General features: G+C 70.9%; 22 protein-coding genes and 1 riboswitch. Of the genes, 5 read left to right on the top strand and 17 right to left on the bottom strand.

What is annotated here, in order from left to right:
• Positions 1 to 51 precede the first annotated feature (51 nt).
• The 4 genes from AB0E98_RS33025 to AB0E98_RS33010 all read right to left on the bottom strand — a co-directional run bounded on the left by AB0E98_RS33025 (position 52) and on the right by AB0E98_RS33010 (position 1,962).
• Entirely contained in the window at positions 52 to 678 is a 627-nt protein-coding gene (locus AB0E98_RS33025; protein WP_361710049.1) for a PadR family transcriptional regulator, read from the bottom strand.
• A 235-nt stretch (positions 679 to 913) separates the two neighbouring features.
• Positions 914 to 1,072 carry a hypothetical protein gene (locus AB0E98_RS33020; protein ID WP_361710047.1) on the bottom strand — a complete coding sequence of 53 codons (159 nt, stop codon included), beginning with the start codon at positions 1,070 to 1,072 and terminating at the stop codon, positions 914 to 916.
• 50 nt (positions 1,073 to 1,122) lie between these two features.
• Positions 1,123 to 1,551 carry a hypothetical protein gene (locus AB0E98_RS33015; RefSeq protein WP_361710044.1) on the bottom strand — a complete coding sequence of 143 codons (429 nt, stop codon included), beginning with the start codon at positions 1,549 to 1,551 and terminating at the stop codon, positions 1,123 to 1,125.
• A 237-nt stretch (positions 1,552 to 1,788) separates the two neighbouring features.
• Positions 1,789 to 1,962 carry a hypothetical protein gene (locus AB0E98_RS33010; RefSeq protein WP_361710041.1) on the bottom strand — a complete coding sequence of 58 codons (174 nt, stop codon included), beginning with the start codon at positions 1,960 to 1,962 and terminating at the stop codon, positions 1,789 to 1,791.
• Between the two features lie 374 nt (positions 1,963 to 2,336).
• Here AB0E98_RS33010 and AB0E98_RS33005 point away from each other — a divergent pair, with 374 nt between their 5' ends.
• Together AB0E98_RS33005 and AB0E98_RS33000 are read left to right on the top strand one after the other, a co-directional pair.
• Complete coding sequence (locus tag AB0E98_RS33005) at positions 2,337 to 2,711, top strand: VOC family protein (RefSeq protein WP_361710039.1); 375 nt, start codon at positions 2,337 to 2,339, stop codon at positions 2,709 to 2,711.
• 215 nt (positions 2,712 to 2,926) lie between these two features.
• A complete protein-coding gene (locus AB0E98_RS33000) occupies positions 2,927 to 3,742 on the top strand; it encodes a PhzF family phenazine biosynthesis protein (RefSeq protein ID WP_361710036.1) in 816 nt (271 codons plus the stop codon).
• Positions 3,743 to 3,855: 113 nt separating this feature from the next.
• Here AB0E98_RS33000 and AB0E98_RS32995 read toward each other — a convergent pair whose 3' ends face one another.
• Together AB0E98_RS32995 and AB0E98_RS32990 are read right to left on the bottom strand one after the other, a co-directional pair.
• Entirely contained in the window at positions 3,856 to 4,650 is a 795-nt protein-coding gene (locus AB0E98_RS32995) for a CPBP family intramembrane glutamic endopeptidase (RefSeq protein ID WP_361710065.1), read from the bottom strand.
• A 127-nt stretch (positions 4,651 to 4,777) separates the two neighbouring features.
• Positions 4,778 to 6,283, bottom strand: coding sequence for a glutamate--cysteine ligase (locus AB0E98_RS32990; protein ID WP_361710033.1), 1,506 nt, complete (start codon positions 6,281 to 6,283; stop codon positions 4,778 to 4,780).
• A 483-nt stretch (positions 6,284 to 6,766) separates the two neighbouring features.
• Here AB0E98_RS32990 and AB0E98_RS32985 point away from each other — a divergent pair, with 483 nt between their 5' ends.
• Positions 6,767 to 7,354, top strand: coding sequence for a hypothetical protein (locus tag AB0E98_RS32985; protein WP_361710030.1), 588 nt, complete (start codon positions 6,767 to 6,769; stop codon positions 7,352 to 7,354).
• Positions 7,355 to 7,689: 335 nt separating this feature from the next.
• Positions 7,690 to 7,896 carry a DUF5999 family protein gene (locus tag AB0E98_RS32980; RefSeq protein WP_311614212.1) on the top strand — a complete coding sequence of 69 codons (207 nt, stop codon included), beginning with the start codon at positions 7,690 to 7,692 and terminating at the stop codon, positions 7,894 to 7,896.
• A gap of 90 nt (positions 7,897 to 7,986) precedes the next feature.
• On the opposite strand, the gene gcvP is transcribed toward AB0E98_RS32980, so the two are convergent.
• Positions 7,987 to 10,872 (bottom strand): aminomethyl-transferring glycine dehydrogenase, encoded by a 2,886-nt coding sequence (gene gcvP, locus AB0E98_RS32975; RefSeq protein ID WP_361710027.1) that lies wholly within the window; start codon positions 10,870 to 10,872, stop codon positions 7,987 to 7,989.
• A gap of 190 nt (positions 10,873 to 11,062) precedes the next feature.
• Positions 11,063 to 11,170, bottom strand: a riboswitch (glycine riboswitch).
• Between the two features lie 120 nt (positions 11,171 to 11,290).
• Between gcvP and AB0E98_RS32970 the strand changes: the two genes are divergently transcribed.
• Positions 11,291 to 11,668: a PRC-barrel domain-containing protein gene (locus tag AB0E98_RS32970; protein ID WP_361710025.1), complete on the top strand. Its 378-nt coding sequence runs from the start codon at positions 11,291 to 11,293 to the stop codon at positions 11,666 to 11,668.
• On the opposite strand, the gene AB0E98_RS32965 is transcribed toward AB0E98_RS32970, so the two are convergent.
• The 10 genes from AB0E98_RS32965 to AB0E98_RS32920 form a co-directional block, all read right to left on the bottom strand.
• Positions 11,584 to 13,041, bottom strand: coding sequence for a DNA polymerase IV (locus tag AB0E98_RS32965; RefSeq protein ID WP_361710022.1), 1,458 nt, complete (start codon positions 13,039 to 13,041; stop codon positions 11,584 to 11,586). The two genes, AB0E98_RS32970 and AB0E98_RS32965, sit on opposite strands and share 85 nt — an antisense overlap.
• 123 nt (positions 13,042 to 13,164) lie before the next feature.
• A complete protein-coding gene (locus AB0E98_RS32960; RefSeq protein WP_361710020.1) occupies positions 13,165 to 13,806 on the bottom strand; it encodes a MerR family transcriptional regulator in 642 nt (213 codons plus the stop codon).
• 187 nt (positions 13,807 to 13,993) lie between these two features.
• A complete protein-coding gene (locus tag AB0E98_RS32955) occupies positions 13,994 to 14,467 on the bottom strand; it encodes a bifunctional nuclease family protein (RefSeq protein ID WP_099198755.1) in 474 nt (157 codons plus the stop codon).
• A 45-nt stretch (positions 14,468 to 14,512) separates the two neighbouring features.
• Positions 14,513 to 15,298: a MerR family transcriptional regulator gene (locus AB0E98_RS32950; protein WP_361710016.1), complete on the bottom strand. Its 786-nt coding sequence runs from the start codon at positions 15,296 to 15,298 to the stop codon at positions 14,513 to 14,515.
• A 42-nt stretch (positions 15,299 to 15,340) separates the two neighbouring features.
• Entirely contained in the window at positions 15,341 to 15,868 is a 528-nt protein-coding gene (locus tag AB0E98_RS32945) for an FHA domain-containing protein (protein WP_311614218.1), read from the bottom strand.
• Positions 15,869 to 16,313: 445 nt separating this feature from the next.
• Positions 16,314 to 17,372 (bottom strand): DUF881 domain-containing protein, encoded by a 1,059-nt coding sequence (locus AB0E98_RS32940; protein WP_361710013.1) that lies wholly within the window; start codon positions 17,370 to 17,372, stop codon positions 16,314 to 16,316.
• A gap of 5 nt (positions 17,373 to 17,377) precedes the next feature.
• The gene (locus AB0E98_RS32935) at positions 17,378 to 17,710 is read right to left on the bottom strand and encodes a small basic family protein (protein WP_071964751.1); all 333 of its coding nucleotides are present in this window, start codon (positions 17,708 to 17,710) and stop codon (positions 17,378 to 17,380) included.
• Positions 17,707 to 18,597, bottom strand: coding sequence for a DUF881 domain-containing protein (locus tag AB0E98_RS32930; RefSeq protein WP_361710010.1), 891 nt, complete (start codon positions 18,595 to 18,597; stop codon positions 17,707 to 17,709). The genes AB0E98_RS32935 and AB0E98_RS32930 overlap by 4 nt, the downstream gene beginning before the upstream one ends.
• A gap of 128 nt (positions 18,598 to 18,725) precedes the next feature.
• On the bottom strand, positions 18,726 to 21,221 hold the full coding sequence (locus tag AB0E98_RS32925; protein WP_361710008.1) for a mannose-1-phosphate guanyltransferase: 2,496 nt from the start codon (positions 21,219 to 21,221) through the stop codon (positions 18,726 to 18,728).
• 128 nt (positions 21,222 to 21,349) lie between these two features.
• The gene (locus AB0E98_RS32920) at positions 21,350 to 21,940 is read right to left on the bottom strand and encodes a CDP-alcohol phosphatidyltransferase family protein (RefSeq protein ID WP_361710006.1); all 591 of its coding nucleotides are present in this window, start codon (positions 21,938 to 21,940) and stop codon (positions 21,350 to 21,352) included.
• Positions 21,941 to 22,113 lie beyond the last annotated feature (173 nt).

Here is a 22,113-nt window from a genome sequence, read left to right as displayed (position 1 = left end):
CGGCCCGGAGGATCCCCCGGGCCGCCCCGCCCTCGGGCTCGGCTCTTGACCTCAGCCCTCGTCGGCCAGGATGAGGTAGAGCTTCTTGCGGGCGTCGCTGACGACCGCGAGCGCCTTTTCCTTCTGCTCGGCGCTGCCGGTCTTCCAGACCTGACCGAAGGCCTCCATCAGCCCGGAGCCGGCCTGGCGCATCTCCTGCATCGCCGCCCAGTCGATACCGCGCCCCGCGTCCTCCCAGGGGGTGCCCGGGCCGGACTCGGCCTCGGCGCGGCCGTCCTCGGTGAGCGTGAACAGCTTCTTGCCGCCCTCGCTCGCGCTGCTGATCAGGCCCTCGTCCTCCAGCATCTGGAGGGTGGGGTAGACCGAGCCGGGGCTCGGCTTCCAGGCGCCGCCACTGCGCTCGGCGATCTCCTGGATCATCTCGTAGCCGTGCATCGGGCGGTCCTTGAGCAGCGCCAGGATCGAGGCGCGCACATCGCCGCGCCGCGCCCTGCCGCCGCCCGGGCCGCCCCGCCCGCGCCCGCCGAAGGGCGGGCCGCCGAACGGAGGCCCGAAGGGCCCGAAGGCCCGGCGCCCACCGAAGCCGCCCGGCCCGGACTCGCCGGGCCCGGCCCCCCGGCCGCGACCGGAGCCGGGGCCGTAGCCGTGGTGCTCATGACCGTGTCCTTGGAAGCGCATGATGTCGCCCCTTTCTTCATCGATCGTTCGCGATGCTTCAACGATATATCGGAACCGATCGGATGGCAATGCCCGCCCGGGCGCAGCGCCCCTGTCCTGTGCCACTGATCTTTGACCGCGTGCCATCGATACCTTGAGGGACGCGAGTTCGTGTCATCGAAGGTTGATCACGCTGGTCAGAACCCTCTGAGCGGGGGGTTGCGCGTATGCGTCCGCCAGGCGCCGTCGCCCCCGATCAGTCCTCGCCCCCGTCCGCGTCCTCATCGCCGATGAACACGTTCTGACCTTCGCCCTGCGCGAGCGGACCCCGCTCGATCTCGCGCACGAGCTGGGCCAGCAGGTCGGCCGCGTCGCCACTCAACTGACCAGCAAGTCCTGAGGTTGCCGGAAACACGAAACGGCTCCTCCCCCAGATCGGGGGGAGGAGCTTCTTTGCGTTCAGGATCAGACGCTACAAGTGCCGTTGCCGGGACCGCTGTTCCAGCCGTTGGAGAAGTCGTGAGTGCTGCCGACGAGAATCCGCGGGCCGCACGTCTTCAGCCAATAGGGAATCGCCACGGTGAGGTTGATCGCTGCGGTGAAGGACCGCCCAGGGGTGTACGGGGTTCCGGGGCCCTGGTACAGGTTGTTCGACTTCCAGGAGACGGGGCTCGGCGCCGAGTAGGAGACCCTGCCTTCGGCGCTGTTGTGCGCCGGGTCGTTCCAGTTCAGATACACAGAGCCCGAGACGTTGTTCTGCCAATCGTTGATCCAGTCGACCTCGGCGTAAGCACTTGCACAGTTGGCGTACCAGCCGATGTACAGGTTTCCGATTGTCTGCGAGTCGGTCCAGTTGTTGGAGATCTTGATCGGAGTAGCCGGTCCGAGCTGCACAGGGTTGCTGCAGGTGGCAGCATGTGCGGAGCTCGTAGGAACGGTTACGAGTGCGACACTTACGGCTGCGACGCCAAGAGCGGCTACAGCTGAGCGAACCCGATTGCGCACGGACATGCAGACCCCTCCGGAGCTAGTGACATGAACCTGACTACCTGAATGCCCATCCTGGCAGACGCCCACCGTTGGGAGAAAGTGCTGCCTCTCCAAATCGAGGGAGTGGACGGCGCTGCAGAATCAGGGGGTCTGCTCGGCCTCCAGCTTGGTCAGCCCGGCCTGAAACGCGGCCGCGCGGTCGTACGGCGAGGTCTCGTGCAGGGCCAGACTGGTCTTCGCGTCCTCATCGCCCGGAGAGAACCCCGGCACGAGCGGCCGGCGGTCCCCCTGGCCGGGCTCGGTCGGGTCCCGCAACCGGCGCCGCTTCCAGTGCGACCAGCGCCTTGTAGATCACGTCCGGGCCCACTGGGTTCACGCTGTGGATACTTACTCCACCAACTATTGCTGGTGCCGAGTCCCGGCAGCGCTCCCGTACGGCTCTGTCACTTTCGTGGCGCCGAGAGCAAGAGTCCGCCCGGCTGGCCGAGGGCGGTGGCGCGTTCGCGGGCAAGGCATCTGACCAGCGCGATCAGCCTTCGATGACACGAACTCGCGTCCGTCAGGGTTCGATGGCACGCGGTCAAAGATCGGTGGCACAGGACAGTCCCGCATGCCCGCCACGGCTGCGGGTACGACCACTCCCGTACGGGAGAGTCCCGGAAGCGGCCGAGGACCGAAGGGTGCCGGAAGTGATTCGAAAGTTGCAGGCGGTCGCGCTGGACTGCGCCGATCCGGTACGGCTCGCGGAGTTCTACGCGGATCTGCTCGGCGGCCGGGTGGTCGCGGATCCGGAGGATCCCGACTGGGTCGAGGTGCACGGGTTCGAGGGGACGCCGCTGGCCTGCCAGCGGGTGGACGGCCACCGGCCGCCCGAATGGCCCGGCCGGCAACACCCGCAGCAGCTCCACCTGGACTTCGACGTGGACGACCTCGACGGGGAGGAGAAGCGGGCGCTCGCCCTCGGCGCGACCGTGCTGGAGCGAACGGACCAGCTCCGCCCCGAGGCCAACTGGCGGGTCTACGCGGACCCGGCCGGCCATCCGTTCTGCCTCTGCCTCCACTGAGCCCACCGGGACCACCGGGCCCACCGCGGGCACCAAGGCGGCGATCACTGACCACCGGGCCGCCCGCATCGCCGCCACCGGCCGACGCAGTGCGTCTTCGGCACGCCGGGACGCCCGGCGGACGCGCCGCACCCACCCGGCACGGTCCCGGTCCCGGTCCACCTTCCGGGGATTGGCCGTGTCCACGGCCCCGCCGGGCCTCTACGTTCACGACCATGCGGATTCGAATCGTCGACGCCTTCACCGACCGCCCCTTCTCCGGCAACCCGGCGGGAGTGGTACTCCTGGACTCCGATGGCTTCCCCGAGGACGCCTGGCTCCGGGGCGTGGCCACCGAGGTCAACCACCCCGAGACCGCCTTCGCCCACCCCCTGCCGCCCGGCTCGGACGCCGACTGGGCGCTGCGCTGGTTCACCCCCGCCACCGAGGTCGACATGTGCGGCCACGCCACACTCGCCACTGCGCACGTCCTGCACACCACGGGCACCGCCACCGGAACCGTGCGCTTCACCGCCCGCTGCGGCATCCTCGTCACCACCGCCCACGAGGACGGCACGATCACCCTGGACTTCCCGACCGCGCCCCTCACACCCACAGCCGTCCCCGACGGCGTGGACCGGGCCCTGGGCGCCACACCCCGCTCGGCCCACGACACCGGACCGCACATCGGCGATCTGCTGCTGGAGCTGTCCGACGAGGCGACCGTACGAGGCCTCGCACCGGACATCGCGGCGCTGGGCCGTCACTCCCGCCGGGGCATCATCGCCACCGCGCCGGCCGAGGACCCGGCGCGCGGCTACGACTACGTCTCGCGCTGCTTCTTCCCCAACGTCGGCGTCGACGAGGACTCCGTCACCGGCAGCGCGCACACCGCGCTCGCCCCGTTCTGGTCCGCCCGGCTGGGCCGTGACGAGCTCACCGGGTTCCAGGCGTCCGCCCGCGGCGGCCTCGTGCGCACCGCGCCGCACGGCGACCGGACCCTGCTGACCGGCTCCGCCGTGACGGTCATCGACGGCGAACTGCTCGTATAGGCCCTCCGAGTCCTCCAAGCCATCCGAGCCCTCGTAAGTCCTGGACGGATGGGGGCGGGTCAGGCCCTGGGCAGCCAGCCCCGGGTCAGGCCCCGGGCAGCCGACCCTGCGGGTCAAGCCGTGGGCAGCCAGCCCACCTTGCCCGCGAGCAGCGCGTAGCCGACGAACGCCACGATGTCGATCAGCGCGTGCGCGGCGACCAGCGGCCCGACGCGCCCCCACCGCCGGTAGAGCAGGACGAAGACCACGCCCATCACCGCGTTGCCGACCAGGCCGCCGATGCCCTGGTAGAGGTGGTACGAGCCGCGCAGCGCCGCGCTCGCCACGAGGGCGGCGGCCGGGGTCCACCCCAACTGCCCCAGCCTGCGCAGCAGATAGCCGACGACCACGACCTCCTCCAGCACCGCGTTCTGCGCGGCGGAGGCGATCAGCACCGGGATCCGCCACCAGACGTGGGGCAGGTTCTCCGGTACGACGGTCAGGTTGAAGCCCGCCGCCCGTACGGCGAGGTAGAACAGCAGCCCGCTGCCGCCGATGGCGGCCGCGACCGCCGCGCCGCGGGCCAGGTCGGTGCCGGGCCGTGTCCGGTCGAAGCCGATGCTCCGCAGCCCCGCGCCCTCGCGGGTGAGCAGGTGCGCCACCAGGAGGACGGGCACGAGCGCGGTCGCGATGCCGAAGAGCTGCCAGGCGAGGTCGAGCCAGGGGCGGCCGGGCGCGTGCGAGGCGTTGAGGGTGGCCGCCTTGTCCTTGAGCCCGCCCGGCCGGGTGGCCGCGCCGACAAAGCTGATCAGCGACGAGACCGCGCTGGCCCCCAGGGAGAGCGCCAGGACGATCAGCGTCTCCGAGCGCAGCGTGCGCCGGGCGGGCCCGTCGCCGGGCACCGGCCCGGAGGGTACCTCCGGCCGGATGCCCGCGCCGCCGTCCCGAGCGTTCTGCCGCACCGTCGCCTCCCAGCTGCCCGTCCTCACGACGGTCACAGCTTGCCCGACGCTCCCGGGCCCCCGCGCACAGGGGGGCCGCGACGCCCCGGAGGGGTCACAGGGCGGGCGCGTCCGTGGGCCAGGTGTGGACGGGGTCGCCGGTGTGCATCAGCTCGCGGTAGCGGCGGGTCGTGACGGCGAGGGCGCGCTCCCGGTCCAGGCCGTGCTCCAGCGCGCGGTGGTAGGTGGCGGTCTGCCAGGAGGCCCCGTTGACCCGGCGCAGGCAGCGCTCCTCGACGACGCCGAGGTAGAAGTCGCGGTCGGCGGGCTCCACTCCCCACGCGTCCAGCCCGGCCGAGGCCATCGGCAGCAGCTCCTCCAGGACGAGCCGGACGGCCGGGACCCGCGCGAGGACGCCGGTCCGGCCCGCCCGGGGCCAGCGCAGGACGGCGTCGATGCCGTCGCGACAGGCGGTGTCGAAGTTGTCGGCGGCGACGCCGAACGGCATCCGGGACCACACCGGCCGGGGCTCCTCGGCGAGGGTGCGGATCAGCCCGTAGTAGAACGCCGCGTTGGCGATGACGTCGGGGACGGTGGGCCCGGCCGGCAGGACGCGGTTCTCCACCCGGAGGTGGGGGACGCCGTCGGCGATGCCGTAGACGGGCCGGTTCCAGCGGTAGACCGTGCCGTTGTGAAGGGTCAGCTCGGCGAGCGCCGGGACGCCGCCCTCGTCCAGGACGCGCAGCGGGTCCTCGTCCCCGGAGATGGGCAGCAGCGGGGGGAAGAAGCGGAGGTTCTCCTCGAAGAGCTCGTACGCCGAGGAGATCCAGCGCTCCCCGAACCAGGTGCGCGGCCGGACCCCCTGGGCGCGCAGCTCGGGCGGGCGGGTGTCGGTGGACTGTACGAACAGCGGTGGCCGGGACTCGCGCCACAGCTCCCGGCCGAAGAGGAAGGGCGAGTTGGCGCCGACGGCGATCTGTACGGCCGCGACGGCCTGGGCGGCGTTCCACACGGCGGCGAACCGGCCCGGGGTGACCTGGAGATGGAGCTGGACCGAGGTGCAGGCGGCCTCCGGGGCGATGGAACGCGCGGTGCAGGTCAGCCGCTCCACACCCGCGATGTCGATGGTGAACTCCTCGCCCCGGGCGGCCACGACCTGGTCGTTGAGCAGGAAGTACCGGTCGGCGGCGGAGAGGTTCGCATGGACCAGGTCCCGGTCGGTGAGCGTGGGCAGTATCCCGATCATGACGATCCCGGAACCCACTTCCATGGCCCTGCGGTCCGCGTAGGACAGACCCGTGCGCAGTTCCTCGGCGAGCTGGTCGAGAACCCTTCCGGAGAGCCGGTGCGGGACGATGTTCACTTCCAGGTTGAAACGCCCGAGTTCGGTCTGGAAATCCCGGCTGGCGATACGCTTCAGCACCTCGGCATTCACCATGCTCGGCATACCGTCGGGGCCCGCTAGATTCAGCTCGATCTCCAGCCCCATCAGATTGCGGGGACGGTCGAACCGCTTCTCCTCCAGCAGCCTCGCCAGCCCGTCCAGACACCGCCGGAGCTTCTCCCGGTGGCGCTGCCGGTCGGCGAGGTCGAACCCCAGGGCCGCGACCTTCTCCCCCATGCGAAGCCTCCCTCCCGGACGGGCCGCCCGCCGCACCGGCCTTCTTGTCACGGTCGATGATGCCCAGGCGGGACGATCCATAACGCCCCGCGGCGCACGGGGAAACGATAGGCTCTCACCGGTGTACTCCGGCACATTCCGTCGGCATGACACAAGCCGCCGGGTGGGGCGCAATGCGCTGGTGATAAACACCGATCGGATCCGGCCCACCGTATACGGTGACGAAGCCGAGGTCATGGGCGCGCGGCCTTCACAAAAACACCGAAATCCCCCTGGAATCAGGACCTGAATTGTCCTTGCCTGAAATACCTGCGACAGCTAGCCGAAACATCATGTGAACATGTGTCGTATAAACTCCGGAATGAGGCAGAGAGTAGGCGCCCCGGAGTCGGTCCCGGCCCCCCTCTGACCCCGCACGCCGACAGCGTCGTCCGCACCCGCCCCGCACCCCCGTGTCTTTCCTTAAGCGAGAGGCGACCCACCATGCCGCTGCATGTCCCCCCTGCCCCCGCGCCTGCCCTCCGCACGGTTCTCACGGCCCTCGGTTCCCCCACCGCCGTCCGTGAGGCCCGCACCCCGTCGCTGCGGTCCGCCCGGACCCCGCTCAGCCCCGAACTCCCGCTGCCCGTCCACCTCCTGGAGCGGGCGGGGACGCTCGGCGGGGCGCCGCGCACCCGGCTGACCGGCTGGCGGTTCCAGATCAAGGAGGGGGAACGGGCCGTGGCGGCCGGCGAGGCCGTGGTCACGGCCGACGGCTGGGCGTTCTCCCACTTCTGCGAGGGCCCGTACGTGGCCTCCACCGAGCTGGCCCTGCGCCAGGCCGAGGCCCTGACCACCCCGTACCAGCCACGGCTGCTGTCGGTGCCCGAGCTCTACATGCTCACCCTCTGGCTGCACGCGGACATCACGGCCGACGCCGCCTCCGAGCTGTTCGCCCCGGGCGACCTGCTCGTCCCCCTCGCCCCGGCACCGCCCGGCATCGCGGCCCACCGCCCGCACCGGGCCGCCGATCTGCTGCCCGCGCTGACGCCCCGGCTGGCGCCCCCGCACCGGCTGCGGGCGACCGCCTGACCGGACGCCCGGGCCGGCCCGCCGGCTCCGGAGCCACCGCGCCCCGCGACTCCCCGCACCAGGAGAGTCGCGGGGCGCACCGCTGCCCCCACCACTCACCCTTTCGGGCTAGTCCGATGCGACCATCCCGAACCCCCCGAAGGGACCGTCGAGTTGGGAGCAACCGCCCGCCCGGGTGACGCGTCATCACCCTGTGAGGAGCGTCACCGGGAAATCCCTGCGGAACGAGGCCCGTAGGGCAAGACTGGGACCGACCGACGATGACAACGGGGGGCGGCATGAGCGACACGCCGAGCCGCAGGACAGCCACCACATCAGAGCGAAAGATCACTTCCATGTGCCCGCACCAGCCCACGTGCCCGTCAGCCGACTCCGCCGACCGGGAGGCCGCCCACCTCGTGGCCGCCTTCCCGGAACAGGGATGGAGTCTTCTGTGCAATGGCGTCCTCTGCTTCGAGGACACCGGTGAGCTGCTGCCGGACGGACAGATCATCGCCCCGCACCGGGCGCTGGGCACCGACCAGGTGGTGAGGGCCGCCTGACGGTGCGGCGGCCGATGACCCGCAGGGCGACATGAAGGGGCCGGCCCGGCGCCGCAGCGCCGGACCGGCCCCGACCCGTGTGCGGACGGGTCAGCCCTCGTACTCCTCCAGCGGCGGGCAGGAGCAGACCAGGTTCCGGTCACCGTAGGCGCCGTCCACGCGGCGCACCGGCGGCCAGTACTTGTCGGCCTTCGACGCCCCGGACGGGAAGGCGGCCTCCTCGCGGGTGTAGGGGTGCTCCCACGCGCCCGTCACCGAGGCGGCGGTGTGCGGGGCGTTGCGCAGCGGGTTGTCCTCGGCGGGCCATTCCCCCGAGCCGACCTTCTCGATCTCGGCGCGGATGGCGATCATCGCCTCGCAGAACCGGTCCAGCTCGGCGAGGTCCTCGCTCTCCGTCGGCTCGATCATCAGCGTGCCGGCGACCGGGAACGACATGGTCGGCGCGTGGAAGCCGTAGTCGATCAGGCGCTTGGCGACGTCGTCGACGCTCACGCCGGTGGCCTTGGTCAGCGGCCGGAGGTCCACGATGCACTCGTGCGCGACCAGGCCGTTCGGGCCGGTGTAGAGCACGGGGTAGTGCGGCTCGAGGCGCTTGGCGATGTAGTTGGCGCCGAGCACCGCGACCTGCGTGGCGCGCTTGAGGCCCGCGCCGCCCATCAGCCGGACGTACGACCAGGAGATCGGCAGGATGCCCGCGGAGCCCCAGGGCGCGGCTGAGATCGGGCCGACGCCCGTGGCCGGGCCCGCGGTGGGCTGGAGCGGGTGGTTGGGCAGGTACGGGGCGAGGTGGGCGCGGACGGCGACCGGGCCGACGCCGGGGCCGCCGCCGCCGTGCGGGATGCAGAAGGTCTTGTGGAGGTTCAGGTGCGAGACGTCGCCGCCGAACCGGCCCGGCTTGGCCAGGCCCACCAGGGCGTTGAGGTTGGCGCCGTCGACGTACACCTGGCCGCCCGCGTCGTGCACGGCCGCGCAGATGTCGGCGACGTGCTCCTCGAAGACGCCGTGGGTGGAGGGGTAGGTGATCATCAGCACGGCGAGCTCGTCGCGGTACTGCTCGATCTTGGCGCGCAGGTCCTCGACGTCGACCTCGCCGTCGTCGGCGGTCTTGACGACGACGACCTTCATGCCGGCCATCACGGCGCTGGCGGCGTTGGTGCCGTGCGCGGAGGACGGGATGAGGCAGACCGTGCGGCGCTCGTCGCCGTTGGCGCGGTGGTACGCGCGGACGGCCAGCAGGCCCGCGAGCTCTCCCTGGGAGCCGGCGTTGGGCTGGAGGGAGACCTTGTCGTAGCCGGTGACCTCGGCGAGCCGGTCCTCGAGCTCGGTGATGAGGGTGGTGTAGCCCTCGGCCTGCTCGATGGGCGCGAAGGGGTGCAGCTGGCCGAACTCCGGCCAGGTGACCGGCTCCATCTCGGTGGTGGCGTTGAGCTTCATGGTGCACGAGCCGAGCGGGATCATGCCCCGGTCCAGGGCGTAGTCGCGGTCGGCGAGGCGGCGCAGGTAGCGCAGCATCGCGGTCTCGGAGCGGTACTGGTGGAAGACCGGGTGGGCGAGGTAGTCGCCGGAGCGCAGCAGGCCCTCGGGAAGCGCCTCGGCGACGGTCGCGTCGAGCGCCTCGACGTCGCCCTCCACTCCGAACGCGGCCCAGACGGCGGCCAGGTGGGCGCGGGTGGTGGTCTCGTCGCAGGAGACGCCGACGTGGTCGGCGTCGGTCAGGCGGAGGTTGACGCCGCGCTCGCGGGCGGCCTCGACGACCTCGGCGGCCCGGCCGGGCACGCGCACGGTGACGGTGTCGAAGTAGGCGCCGTGCACGACCTCGGCGCCCCCGGCGCGCAGGCCCTCGGCGAGGATCGCGGCGAGGCGGTGGGTGCGCCGGGCGATCGCGGCGAGGCCCTCGGGGCCGTGGTAGACGGCGTACATGCCGGCCATGACGGCGAGCAGCACCTGGGCGGTGCAGATGTTGCTGGTGGCCTTCTCGCGGCGGATGTGCTGCTCGCGGGTCTGGAGGGCCAGGCGGTAGGCCTTGTCGCCGTCGGCGTCGACGGAGACGCCGACGAGGCGGCCGGGGAGGCTGCGGGCGAACTTCTCGCGGACGGCCATGAATCCGGCGTGCGGGCCGCCGAAGCCCATGGGGACGCCGAAGCGCTGGCTGGTGCCCACCGCGATGTCCGCACCGAGCTCGCCGGGCGGGGTGAGCAGGGTGAGGGCGAGGAGGTCGGCGGCGACGGTGACGACCGCGCCGAGCTCGTGGGCCCGCTCGATCAGAGGTCGAAGGTCGCGGACGGCGCCGGAGGCTCCGGGGTACTGGAGCAGGACGCCGAAGACGCCGCGCTCGGCGATCTCCTCGGGGATGCCCGCGGACAGGTCGGCGACGACGACCTCGACGCCGGTGGGCTCGGCGCGCGTCTCGATGACGGCGACGGTCTGCGGGAGGGTGTCGGCGTCGATGAGGAAGACGCCGTCCTTGACCTTGCCGACGCGGCGGGCCAGCGCCATGGCCTCGGCGGCGGCGGTGCCCTCGTCGAGGAGGGAGGCGCCGGAGGTGGGCAGCCCGGTCAGGTCCGCGACGACCGTCTGGAAGTTGAGCAGGGCCTCCAGGCGGCCCTGGGAGATCTCCGGCTGGTAGGGCGTGTAGGCCGTGTACCAGGCGGGGTTCTCCATGACGTTGCGGAGGATCACCGGCGGCGTGAACGTGCCGTGGTAGCCCAGGCCGATCATGGGGGCCAGCACGGTGTTGCGGTCGGCGAGGGAACGGAGCTCGGCGAGGACCTCGGCCTCGGTACGGGCCTCCGGCAGGCCGAGCGCCCCGACGTTCTTGATCGCGTCCGGCACGGCGGCGGCGGTGAGTTCGTCGAGCGAGCCGAAACCGACCTGGGCGAGCATCTTGGCCTGGGCGGCGGCGTCGGGACCTATGTGGCGCGCCTCGAAGGGCGTGCCCCGCTCCAGGTCGGTGAGGGCGATGCGGTGGACGGTCATCTGCGGAGGCCTCCTGGTCATTGCGACCTGCGAGGGGTACCACGGCGCGGGTACCCGGACGGCCTCCCCCTCTGTCATCTCAACCTGAGAGCTTCACCGGGCCGCGACGCACGGTCCGGCTTTCACCGTCGGTGAGGAGGGGCTTCGGCGTTACTGCCTGACCTGGGCCCGACCTGCTTTCCAGAGTGACCTCGTCCATGCGGTACGGGTGCCTGAGAGATTCCGGGGAGGATTTGCTCCTTCGGCGCCTTCACCAACGCCCTGGGGGCTTCGAGAAGAGCTCTCCCGCACGGGGTCTGCGGCCATTTGCCAGCCTACCAGCGAGGGTTTCCGGGTGGATCTCCCGAGTGGCCGGTTTCACGTTCGTGGTTTTTCGTGGTGACGAGGACCGTCATGGGCGGGGAGCAGCGGAGGAACCGTGCAGACCGACATCGACCCCCGGAGCCTCATCGGGCGCAAGGCCTTCGACCGGGACGGCGTGAAGATCGGCACCGTGGACGAGGTGTACCTGGACGACGCCACCGGGGAGCCGGAGTGGGCGGCCGTGCGCACCGGCCTCTTCGGCCGGGACGCCTTCGTACCGCTGGAGCCGAGCCGGGTCGAGGAGGACGGGCTGCGCATCCCCTACGAGCGCGCGCTGATCAGGGAGGCCCCCGGTTTCGGGGTGGGCCGGCACCTCTCCCCCGCGCAGGAGCTGCGGCTCTACCGGCACTACGGGCTGGAGCTGCCCTCGGCGCCCGACGGCACGGCCGCCGGGGAGGCACCGTCCGGGGGCCCGGCGGGCGCGGGCGGCTGATCGTCCTCCGTACGCACCAGCGGCAGTGGTTCGGCGGGGTGGAGCTCCGGGTCGTCGACGCGGAAGGTCCGCACCCGCCCGGGCGCCGACCAGGGCTCCTCGAAGCGGACGGTGACGCGCCCCACGCCGCTGCCCTGTACCCAGCCCGCCCCGTGCTCGTCGTGCCGGACGTCCAGCCCCGGAAGCCACCGTGGCGGCCCCTCGGGGGCCTTCTGCGGCTCCTGGGGCGTCTCGGGCTCGTGGGGTGCGGACCCGTCCGTCGCGGCCGCCTGGGCCGTCGCCGCGGCCTCGGCGGCCCCCGCGGCGGCCTGGGCGAAGAGGTCCTCCTGGGTGTAGTCGGCGAGCCCGGAGACGCCCACGCCCAGCAGCCGCACCCCGGCCGTGGTGTCCACGTGCTCCAGCAGCCGGGCGGCCGCCTCGCGCACCACGGCGGGGTCGTCGGTCGGGCCGCGCAGGGTCTCCGAGCGGGTCAGGGTCGAGAAGTCGTACCGCCGCACCTTGATGACGACCGTCCGCCCCGAGCGCCCGGCGCCGCGCAGCCGGGCCACGCAGCGGTCGGCGAGGCGGGCGAGCTCCAGCTGCACCCGGGTCCGGTCGGTGAGGTCCTCGGCGAAGGTGTCCTCCACGGACACGGACTTGGCGTCCCGCTCGGCCACCACGGGACGGTCGTCGTGCCCGGTGGCCAGGGCGTACAGCCCTCCGCCGTGGGCCTTGCCGAGGAGCCGCACCAGCTCGTCCTCGCCGGCCTCGGCCGTCTCCGTCACGGTGGTGATACCGGCGCGCCGCAACGTTTCAGCGGTGGCGGGGCCGACGCCGGGGATGGTCCGCACCGACATGGGGCCGAGGACTTCCAGCTCCGTACCGGGCTCGATGAGCATGAGCCCGTTCGGCTTGGCCTCCTCCGAGGCGATCTTCGCGAACATCTTGGAGCCGGCCAGCCCCACCGAGGCCGTCAGTCCCGTGGCCGCCTCGATGTCCCGCCGCAGCCGCTCCCCCACCGCGCGGGCGGCCTCGCCGGAGGGCGGCACCCCGCCCGCCTCCAGGTCGACGAACGCCTCGTCGAGGCTGAGCGGCTCCACCAGCGGCGACAGCTCGCCCAACAGCCCCATCACCACGTGGCTGATCCGCTGGTACAGCTCGAACCGGGGGGTGAGGTAGGCGGCGTTGGGGCAGAGCCTGCGGGCCTGGGCCGTCGCCATGGCGGAGTGGACGCCGAAGACCCGCGCCTCGTACGACGCCGTGGCCACCACGCCGCGGGGACCCAGCCCGCCCACCACCACGGGCTTTCCGCGCAGGCTCGGCTTGGACGCCTGCTCCACCGAAGCGTAGAACGCGTCCATGTCCAGATGGAGAATCGTCGGCGCACCCCTCACAGGACAGATGCTGCCGCATACCACTGACAATCGCACCGATGTACGACGAGGCGCCCCGCGCGAGCCGCTGTCACGGCCTGCGCGGGGCGCCCTGTCACGCTGTCGTACGGGCCCCGGAGGGCCTCATCCCGCCCGGTTGCGGCGGCGGGCGAGCTCGTCGGCCGGGTTGTGGCCGACGAGCGTCTCACCGGTGTCCACCCGCTCCCCGTGGAGCTGGGCGAGGGCACTCTCCACATCGCGCCAGACGACGCCCACGGCGATCCCGAAGACGCCCTGGCCGCCCTGGAGGAGGTCGACGACCTCGTCCGGCGAGGTGCACTCGTAGACCGTGGCGCCGTCGCTCATCAGCGTCATCTGTGCCAGGTCCTCCATACCGCGTGAGCGCAGATGCTGCACGGCGGTGCGGATGTTCTGGAGCGAGACCCCGGTGTCCAGGAGCCGCTTCACGATCTTCAGGACGACTACGTCCCGGAAGCTGTAGAGCCGCTGACTGCCCGACCCGTACGCGGGCCGCACGCTGGGCTCCACGAGTCCGGTACGCGCCCAGTAGTCGAGCTGCCGGTAGGTGATGCCCGCGGCCGCGCACGCCGTGGGTCCCCGGTACCCGATGCCGTCGGAGCTCCGGGAGGGCGCCGTGCCCCCGGACTCGCTTCCCCGTGGGGTGGTCACCGCTGCCGTTGCGGAATAGCGGGGCACTGGTTCGACCGTTCCCCCATGCAGCGGATACGGACCGCCGACCGCCGTACCGTCGCCCGTGCTTCTCACGCCGACCTCCGTCCTTGACCTGCCTTCTCGACGGTAGGCAGTCGCTCGGGGTGCGTCAACGATCGCCACACTCGGCACGCCGAGTGATAATCACCCTGAGAGTGGTTTTACGTGTCCAGGTAGCGGGAAAACCTACTCGAATGCGACCTTGAGGCGGTTTCCGACGGCTCTCCGCCGGCTTCCGCACCTACTGGTTGCTGCTGCCGAAGTCCTCCGGCGAGATCTGGTCGAGGAACTCGCGGAACTTCTCCACCTCGTCCTCCTGCTCGTCCGGGATGGCGATCCCCGCGTCGTCCAGCACCCCGTCACTGCCGTAGATCGGCGTGCCGGTGCGCAGCGCCAGCGCTATGGCGTCGGACGGCCGCGCACTGACCTCCACCCCGCTGGCGAAGACGAGCTCCGCGTAGAAGACGCCTTCGCGCAGATCCGTGATCCGGACCTCCGCGAGCTGCTGTCCGACCGCCTCCAGCACGTCCTTGAACAGGTCGTGGGTCAGCGGACGGGCAGGCGCCATGCCCTGCTGGGCGAAGGCGATCGCGGTCGCCTCTCCCGGTCCGATCCAAATCGGGAGGTAGCGGTCGCCTCCCACTTCACGCAGGAGCACGATCGGCTGGTTTGAGGGCATTTCCACCCGGACACCCACGACATCGAGCTCGTTCACACAGCAACCCTAGGCCGTGCCCGGCGGGTTTGGGTAGTCGGGCACTCACTGTGACTGGCCACGAGGCCGGAGAGCGGCCTTCACCAGCGCCGCGTGAAGCCGTACGGACAGGGCGGCCAGTTCCCTGGCCGTGGCCTCGGCATGGGCCCTGGTCTGCGGATTGCGGTGCCGGCGCAGGGGGGCGACCACCTGCTCGACCAGGCCCGCCTCCCGCTCGGCGGCGGCCTTCACGGCCCGTAGGTGGCGCGGCTCCAGACCGAAGCGGCCCAGGTCGGCGACGAGCTTGGCGATCGTCATGGAATCGGCGTCGAATCCGCCGTCCGGGTGGGCCGTGAGCAGCCCGTAGGACTCCCACTCGGCCAGCTCCTCCTCGGAGACCCCGGCGCCTGCCAGTAGCTCCGTACGGCCGATACGGGCCGTCACGGGCCCCTCGGGCCCTCCCGGGGCCGCCGCGGGCGCCCCGGGCTCGTCCAGGACGTCCGCCAGGTCGAGGGCGTCCCTCGGCTGCGCGGGGGCGGGCAGCTGGACCTTCTCGCCCCGGGCCAGGGCGTCCAGCTGCTCCCGGATGACCTTGAGCGGGAGATAGTGATCGCGCTGCATCCGCAGCACGTACCCGAGCCGGGTCACGTCATCCGTACTGAACTTGCGGTAGCCGGAGGGGGTGCGCCGGGGCTCCACCAGGCCCTCCGCCTCCAGGAAGCGGATCTTGGAGATGGTGACCTCGGGGAACTCCTCGCGCAGCAGGTTGAGCACCGTTCCGATGCTCACCAGCCTGCCCTCCGCACCGGCGGCACCGGAGGATCCGGCGCCGCCCGACGGTGTTCGAAGCATGGCCCTTCCCTGGAGGTGCCCCGGACGGCGTCCGGGAGCGGCTCAGATGCCCTGGCTGCCGAAGAAGACCAGCCGGTACTTGCCGATCTGCACCTCGTCGCCGTTGGCGAGGACGACCGACTCGATCTGCTCGCGGTTGACGTACGTGCCGTTGAGGCTGCCGACGTCGGTGACGGTGAAGCTGCCGTCCTGGTTCCGGCGGAACTCCACGTGCCGGCGCGAGACGGTGACGTCGTCGAGGAAGATGTCGCTCTGCGGGTGCCGGCCCGCGGTGGTCACCTCGGCGTCGAGCAGGAAGCGGCTGCCGGAGTTGGGGCCGCGACGGACCACCAGCAGGGCCGAGCCCAGGGGCAGCGCCTCGACGGCGGCCTGCGCCTCGGGCGAGAGCGCCGGGATCGCCGTCTGGCCGGTGGTCTCCGAGTCGTACGCCTCGAGACCGGAGATGGAGATGGTCGAGGTCGTCTCCGAAGCGCGCTCGGCGACCGCACCCGGCCGCAGCGGAGCGCCGCAGTTGGAACAGAACCGGCTCGCCTCGGCGTTCCGGTGGCCACACCTCGTACATACCGGCAAGGCAAACCCTCCACCCGCACTTGAGGTCGCTGGTGCCCCGAAACCTATGCGCCCCGCCTGGGCAGGGTCAACAGAGGACGCGCCCGGACCGCCCGGAATGTCGCCTCCGTAGCCCTGGGCGTCGACCTGGTCCCGGAAGAGCGGGCGGCCTTCCTGAGCGTTCTCGCCGCCCTCCCCGGATCGCGGCGCCCGGTGCCGGGCCGTGCCGCCGTCCTGGCGTGCGCTCTTGCCGAACAACTTCGCAAACAACTTCACGGGCGATTCCCCTTGACCGAAACAGACCCGCCCGTGGGGCAGGACAAAACCTTGCTGCACACACCGTCCGACCTGGACATCTCTACAACGTCCGCAGTCAACAGACAGTTTCCATCACGCACCCTTGACTTGGTGCGCCGACCCCCCGCAACCTCCCGCCCTCCCCACGGGCCCCGCCCGCACGCCCGTCTCACTGCGATGACGACCGAGCGTAGTCAGGCCGCTTCGCCGGGCGCAAGGCGTCCACGATGATCTTCTCAGACCGGGAGACACTCACCGACGCCTGCTCCTTCTCAAGAGTCTGCACCACACCACCGGGGATGTTCAGCGCGGGCTCCAGGTCCTGGGGCTTGCCGATGACCTTGAACTTATAGGGCTGTGAGACCTTTTTTCCATCGATCTCCACCTTTCCCGCAGAGCCCGAGAAATAGGTGCCCGCGACAACCCGGACATCGTTGATCTGGATCGCCTCCGCGCCCGCGGCCCGCAGCTCCTGGATCGTGTCGAGCAACTTGTCCGCCTCCACGGCGCCCTTGCTGTCGCTCACCGTGAGCTCGATGCCGGGCCCCTCGGCCGCCACCGTACCGGCGAGCACCCCGAGCTGCTCCTCCTTCTGCGCGGTCTGCTTACGGGCCTCGGCCGCCTGGTTGGAGCTGCTCTCCAGCTCGGAGCGCTGGCTCTCCAGCCGGCGCTTCTCGTCCTCGAGCCGCTTGGTGCGGTTGTCCAGTTCGTCCAGGATCCTTACGAGATCCTCCTGCCGGGCACCGCGCAGGGCGGTGTTGTCGCTCGTCGAACGGACCTGGATGGCCAGGCCCAGCCCGAGGACGCACAGCAGCAGCGCCACGATGAGCTGGGCACGCGTCAGCCTTGGGGGCCACAGCCCGTTCATGAGCCGTTGACGCCCCGTCAATGGGGTGGCCCCGGAGGCGGCTCCCTTTGGGGGGACAGGGCCGGGCCCGGGCCGCTCCGGCCCGGATTCCGCGGGCCCGGGCGCCCCGGCCTCCGGCTCCCCGGCGGCGGCCCCGGCCGTGGCTTCGCCCTCGCCGGCGCGGCCCGGCCGCGCCGTGGGCTCCGGCTCCGGGGAGCCCGGCTCCTGGGAGCCCCGCTCCTGGGGCTCCGGCTTCGCCCGCTCCTTCTCCGGCTCGCCCGACGACCCGCCACGCTCGGGCGCCTCGGACCGTTCGGGCTTCTCCGGCTCTTCCGGCCGCCCCTGCTGTCCGGACTTATCGGGAGTGTCGTCTGCGCTCATCGGTCTCACGCCCGGAAGATGTGCCGCCGGATGGCGGCCGCGTTGGAGAAGATACGAATGCCCAGGACGACCACCACACCGGTGGACAGCTGCGCGCCGACGCCGAGCTTGTCGCCCAGGAAGACGATGAGAGCGGCCACGACCACATTGGACAGGAACGAGACGACGAACACCTTGTCGTCGAAGATCCCGTCCAGCATCGCCCGGAGGCCGCCGAACACCGCGTCGAGCGCCGCCACGACGGCGATGGGAAGGTAGGGCTCGACCGCCGTCGGCACCACGGGACGGACGACCAGCCCGACCACGACTCCCACGATGAGGCCCAATACGGCGATCACGATGTGCCCTTCCCTGGTGTTGCGGTACGTACGATCAGACTCGGCGCGGCGGGCAGCCGGACCTCGTCCTGGGTGGAAATGCTCGCGCGGATCCCGTAGTTCTGCTGGAGCACATGCAGATACTGGCCGTCGGCGCTGTCCTGGAACGCGGTGCTGAACCGCTGCCCGTCCCCGATCGCCAGCACCGTGTAGGGCGGCACCAGCGGTCTGTTGTCGACCAGTATGGCGTCACCCGCGGCCCTGATCGCGGACAGCGCCGTCAGCCGCTGACCATTGATGGCGATCGCCTCGGCGCCGGACTGCCACAGACCGTTGACGACCCGCTGCATATCGCGGTCGCGCACCCGCCCGGTGTCGGAGAAGCCACTGCTCTCCCTCGGGCCGCCCCCACTGGTCCGGGCCTGCTTGGCGTCGTCGATCACGATCTTGACCCCGGGTCCGCGCACCGGTGTGGCACCGGCGAGCAGCGACACCAACTCGGCCTGGTCCCCACCGTGTTTCCGCAGCGCGTCACGCTGCTTGGTGCCGACCGAGTCCCGCAGGGAGTCGACGTTCTTCTGGAGGCTGTCGGCGGAGGAGGTCTCCGCCTCGATCCGCTGGATGAGCTGCTCTCGCTCCTTCGCCAGCGTCGGTGCCGATATCCGCGCCTGCGCCGCCCCCAGCGTCACCACCACGGCCGACAGCAGCAGAGCCGCGGCCAGCCCCAACTTCGCCCGCAGGGTGCTCGGCAGACCCTTGCCACCCTCGGCCCGCCGGGCCGCCGCCTCCGCGTACCCCTCGTCGAGGCTGTGATCCATCACATTGGTCAGCAGCGACATCGACGCGTCGGGACGCGACGACGGCGAAGAGGTGCTCCGAACGGGGGGCTGCTGCGACATGCCGCACATCGTCGCACGTCGGGGGCGTCGTCTCCCAATGGCCCCACCGGCGTGCCGGATCCGGTACGGATTCACGACACTCCGGGAACATCAGGGGAACATCCCCCGGCCGGAGGGGGACGACGCCCCGGGGGCCGTCAGCGCCCGGCGCCGTCCACGACCGCCGACCACTCGTCCAGCAGCGCCTGCGCGGAGGCGTCGTCAGGCCCCTCCGCCCACAGGTGCGTCACCGCCTCCGCCGGGTCGGGCAGCACCATCACCCAGCGCCCGTCGGCCTCGACCACCCGCACCCCGTCCGTCGTGTCCACCGAACGGTCTCCGGCGGCCTCCACCACATGCCGCATCACCAGCCCCTTCACGGCCCATGGCGTGGCCAGGTCCCGGCGCAGGACATGCGCCCTGGGGATCCGTGCGTCTATCTGGCTGAGCGTGAGCTGTGTACGGGCCACCAGCCCGATCAACCGGACGAAGGCGGCCGTACCGTCGAAGACGCTGCTGGACTCCGGGATGATGAAGCCGCCGCGCCCGTCCCCGCCGAAGATCGTCGTCTCCTGCCGGCCCACCCTCGTCAGATCGTCCGGCGACGTCGTCGTCCACTCCACCTGCGTCCCGTGGTACGCCGCCACCTGCTCGGCGATCCGGGTCGTGGTCACCGGCAGCGCCACCCGACCGCTACGCCGCTCGGCGGCCACCAGGTCGAGGAGGACCAACAGCGCGCGGTCGTCCTCCACGATGCGCCCGCGCTCGTCCACCAGCGAGATCCGCTCGCCCACCGGGTCGAACCGCACCCCGAACGCGGCCCGCGCCGACGCGACGATCTCCCCCAGCCGCACCAGCCCGGAGCGACGGGCATCGGCGGTCTCGGTGGGCCGGGCCTCGTCCAGCCCGGGGTTGATGGTGAGCGCGTCCACTCCCAGCCGGCCGAGCAGGCTGGGCAGAACGAGCCCGGCACTGCCGTTCGAGGCGTCCACGACCACCTTCAGCCCCGCCTCCGCGACACCGGTGGTGTCCACGGACCGCAGCAGCGAGCCCGTGTAGGAGTCGTAGACGCTGGACGGGAAGGACAGATCGCCGATCTCCCCGGGGAACGCGCGGCGGTACTCCTGACGGGCGTAGACCCGGTCGAGCTTGCGCTGCCCCGCCTGGGAGAGGTCGGCGCCGCGCTCGTCCAGGAACATGATGTCCACCGAGTCCGGCACTCCGGGCGACGTACGGATCATGATGCCGCCGGCGCTGCCCCGCGCGGTCTGCTGCCGGGCCACCGGCAGGGGGACGTTCTCCAGGTCGCGGACGTCGATGGCGCTGGCCTGAAGGGCCGAGATCACCGCACGCTTGAGGGCCCGCGCGCCACGGGAGTGGTCCCGCGCGGTGGTGACGGTGGCCCCCTTCTTCAGCGTCGTCGCGTACGCGCCGGCGAGCCGGACCGCCAGCTCGGGGGTGATCTCCACATTGAGGATCCCGGACACGCCGCGGGCGCCGAAGAGATGGGCCTGTCCCCTGGACTCCCAGATGACGGAGGTGTTGACGAACGCTCCGGCCTCGATGGTCTTGAAGGGATAGACCCGGACATTGCCCTGGATAATCGATTCCTCACCGACGAGGCACTCATCGCCGATGACGGCCCCGTCCTCGATCCGGGCGGACCGCATGATGTCGGTGTTCTTGCCGATGACGCAGCCGCGCAGATTGCTCTGCTGACCGACGTAGACGTTGTCGTGAACGACGGCCTTGTGCAGAAAGGCACCGCTCTTGACGACCACGTTGGAACCGACGACGGTGTGCTCGCGGATCTCGGCGCCGGCTTCGACCTTGGCGTAGTCGCCGATGTAGAGCGGGCCACGGAGGACCGCGTCGGGATGCACCTCGGCGCCCTCGGCCACCCAGACCCCCGGCGAGATCTCAAAACCGTCTATGTCGACGTCGACCTTGCCCTCCAGGACATCGGCCTGCGCCTTCACATAGCTCTCGTGGGTGCCGACGTCCTCCCAGTAGCCCTCGGCCACATAGCCGTAGATGGGCTTGCCTTCCTTCATCAGCTGCGGGAAGACATCCCCCGACCAGTCGACCGGGACATCGGGCCGGACGTAGTCGAAGACCTCGGGCTCCATGACATAGATGCCCGTATTGACGGTGTCGGAGAAGACCTGACCCCAGGTGGGCTTCTCCAGGAAGCGCTCGACCTTGCCCTGCTCGTCGACGATCGTGATGCCGAATTCCAGCGGATTGGGGACACGCGTCAGACAGACCGTGACCAGGGCGCCCTTCTCCTTGTGAAAACGGATCAGGTCGGTGAGGTCGAAATCGGTGAGGGCGTCGCCCGAGATGACGAGGAAGGCATCGTCCTTGAGCGCCTCCTCGGCGTTCTTGACGCTGCCCGCGGTGCCGAGTGGCTTCTCCTCGTTGGCATAGGTGAGCTCCATGCCGAGCTCCTCACCGTCACCGAAGTAGTTCCGCACCAGGGAGGCCAGGAACTGTACGGTCACGACGGTTTCGGTGAGCCCGTGCCGCTTCAGCAGACGGAGCACATGCTCCATGATCGGCCTGTTGGCCACGGGCAGGAGCGGCTTGGGCATGCTCGAGGTCATGGGGCGAAGGCGGGTGCCCTCGCCGCCGGCCATCACGACGGCCTTCATGTCGGAAGCGTCCTCCTTGAGAGACGACGGTCATGCCGACGGAACCGCCCGACGAGCCCGGCCGAGGCAGCGCGTCCACGCGCGCCCGGTGGGGCTCCTGCCCGGTGAGGCTGGGGAGTACGGCGAGATCAGTCGGCCGTGGCATCCGCTCTGACGAGTCGGCGGACCTGGACCACGTAGAGGATCCCTGCCCACCAATAGAGGGTTGTACCCCATCCGGCGAACGCCCATCCGAAAATCGCGGCGAGTGACGAGAGCCAGCCGGATCCATCACTGAGAAGCAGCAACGGGAAGGCGTACATCAGATTGAAGGTCGCGGCCTTGCCGAGGAAGTTCACCTGCGGCGGCGGATAGCCGTGACGCCTCAGGATCCACACCATGACCAACAGCATCGCCTCCCGGGCGAGCAGGGCCAGGGTCAGCCAGAGCGGCAGAATCTCACGCCAGGTCAGACCGAAGAGCGTGGAGAGGACGTAGAGCCGGTCGGCGGCCGGATCGAGCAGCCGGCCGAGGCTGCTGACCTGATTCCAGCGCCGGGCGAGCTTTCCGTCGAGGTAGTCGCTGACACCGCTGAGCGCCAGCACAACGAGCGCCCAGCCGTCGTGCTTCTGAAGAATCAGCCACAGGAACAAAGGAACGCCGACGAGGCGAGCCATGCTGAGGATGTTCGGGATGGTGAGGACACGGTCGGTCTGAACTCGCGTCTCCTGGACCTCCACCCGGGGGCCTCCTGTGGGGATATGTACCAACGATTCCCCCTGACCTTACCCCCAGCCGTCCGGGGGCGGTGCGGAGGGGGCGGCAACGGTATCGGTGTCCGTAAACGCAAGAAAGCCCTGGCAGGTATCCCCTGCCAGGGCTTTCTCCAAAAGAAGTTCGGCGGCGTCCTACT

The organism is Streptomyces sp. NPDC037389 (assembly GCF_040636475.1).
Taxonomy (GTDB): Bacteria; Actinomycetota; Actinomycetes; order Streptomycetales; family Streptomycetaceae; genus Streptomyces; species Streptomyces hesseae.
Note: the sequence above shows the minus strand (reverse complement) of the source record. Positions and strands in the feature narration are given on the sequence as shown.

Excerpts from the sequence above, each read along its gene's own strand:
- AB0E98_RS33025 (WP_361710049.1), bottom strand. The coding sequence starts at position 678 with ATGCGCTTCCAAGGACACGGTCATGAGCACCACGGCTACGGCCCCGGC.
- AB0E98_RS33000 (WP_361710036.1), top strand. The coding sequence starts at position 2,927 with ATGCGGATTCGAATCGTCGACGCCTTCACCGACCGCCCCTTCTCCGGC.
- AB0E98_RS32990 (WP_361710033.1), bottom strand. The coding sequence starts at position 6,283 with ATGGGGGAGAAGGTCGCGGCCCTGGGGTTCGACCTCGCCGACCGGCAG.
- AB0E98_RS32985 (WP_361710030.1), top strand. The coding sequence starts at position 6,767 with ATGCCGCTGCATGTCCCCCCTGCCCCCGCGCCTGCCCTCCGCACGGTT.
- AB0E98_RS32980 (WP_311614212.1), top strand. The coding sequence starts at position 7,690 with ATGTGCCCGCACCAGCCCACGTGCCCGTCAGCCGACTCCGCCGACCGG.
- gcvP (WP_361710027.1), bottom strand. The coding sequence starts at position 10,872 with ATGACCGTCCACCGCATCGCCCTCACCGACCTGGAGCGGGGCACGCCC.
- AB0E98_RS32950 (WP_361710016.1), bottom strand. The coding sequence starts at position 15,298 with ATGCTTCGAACACCGTCGGGCGGCGCCGGATCCTCCGGTGCCGCCGGT.
- AB0E98_RS32940 (WP_361710013.1), bottom strand. The coding sequence starts at position 17,372 with ATGAGCGCAGACGACACTCCCGATAAGTCCGGACAGCAGGGGCGGCCG.
- AB0E98_RS32930 (WP_361710010.1), bottom strand. The coding sequence starts at position 18,597 with ATGTGCGGCATGTCGCAGCAGCCCCCCGTTCGGAGCACCTCTTCGCCG.
- AB0E98_RS32925 (WP_361710008.1), bottom strand. The coding sequence starts at position 21,221 with ATGAAGGCCGTCGTGATGGCCGGCGGCGAGGGCACCCGCCTTCGCCCC.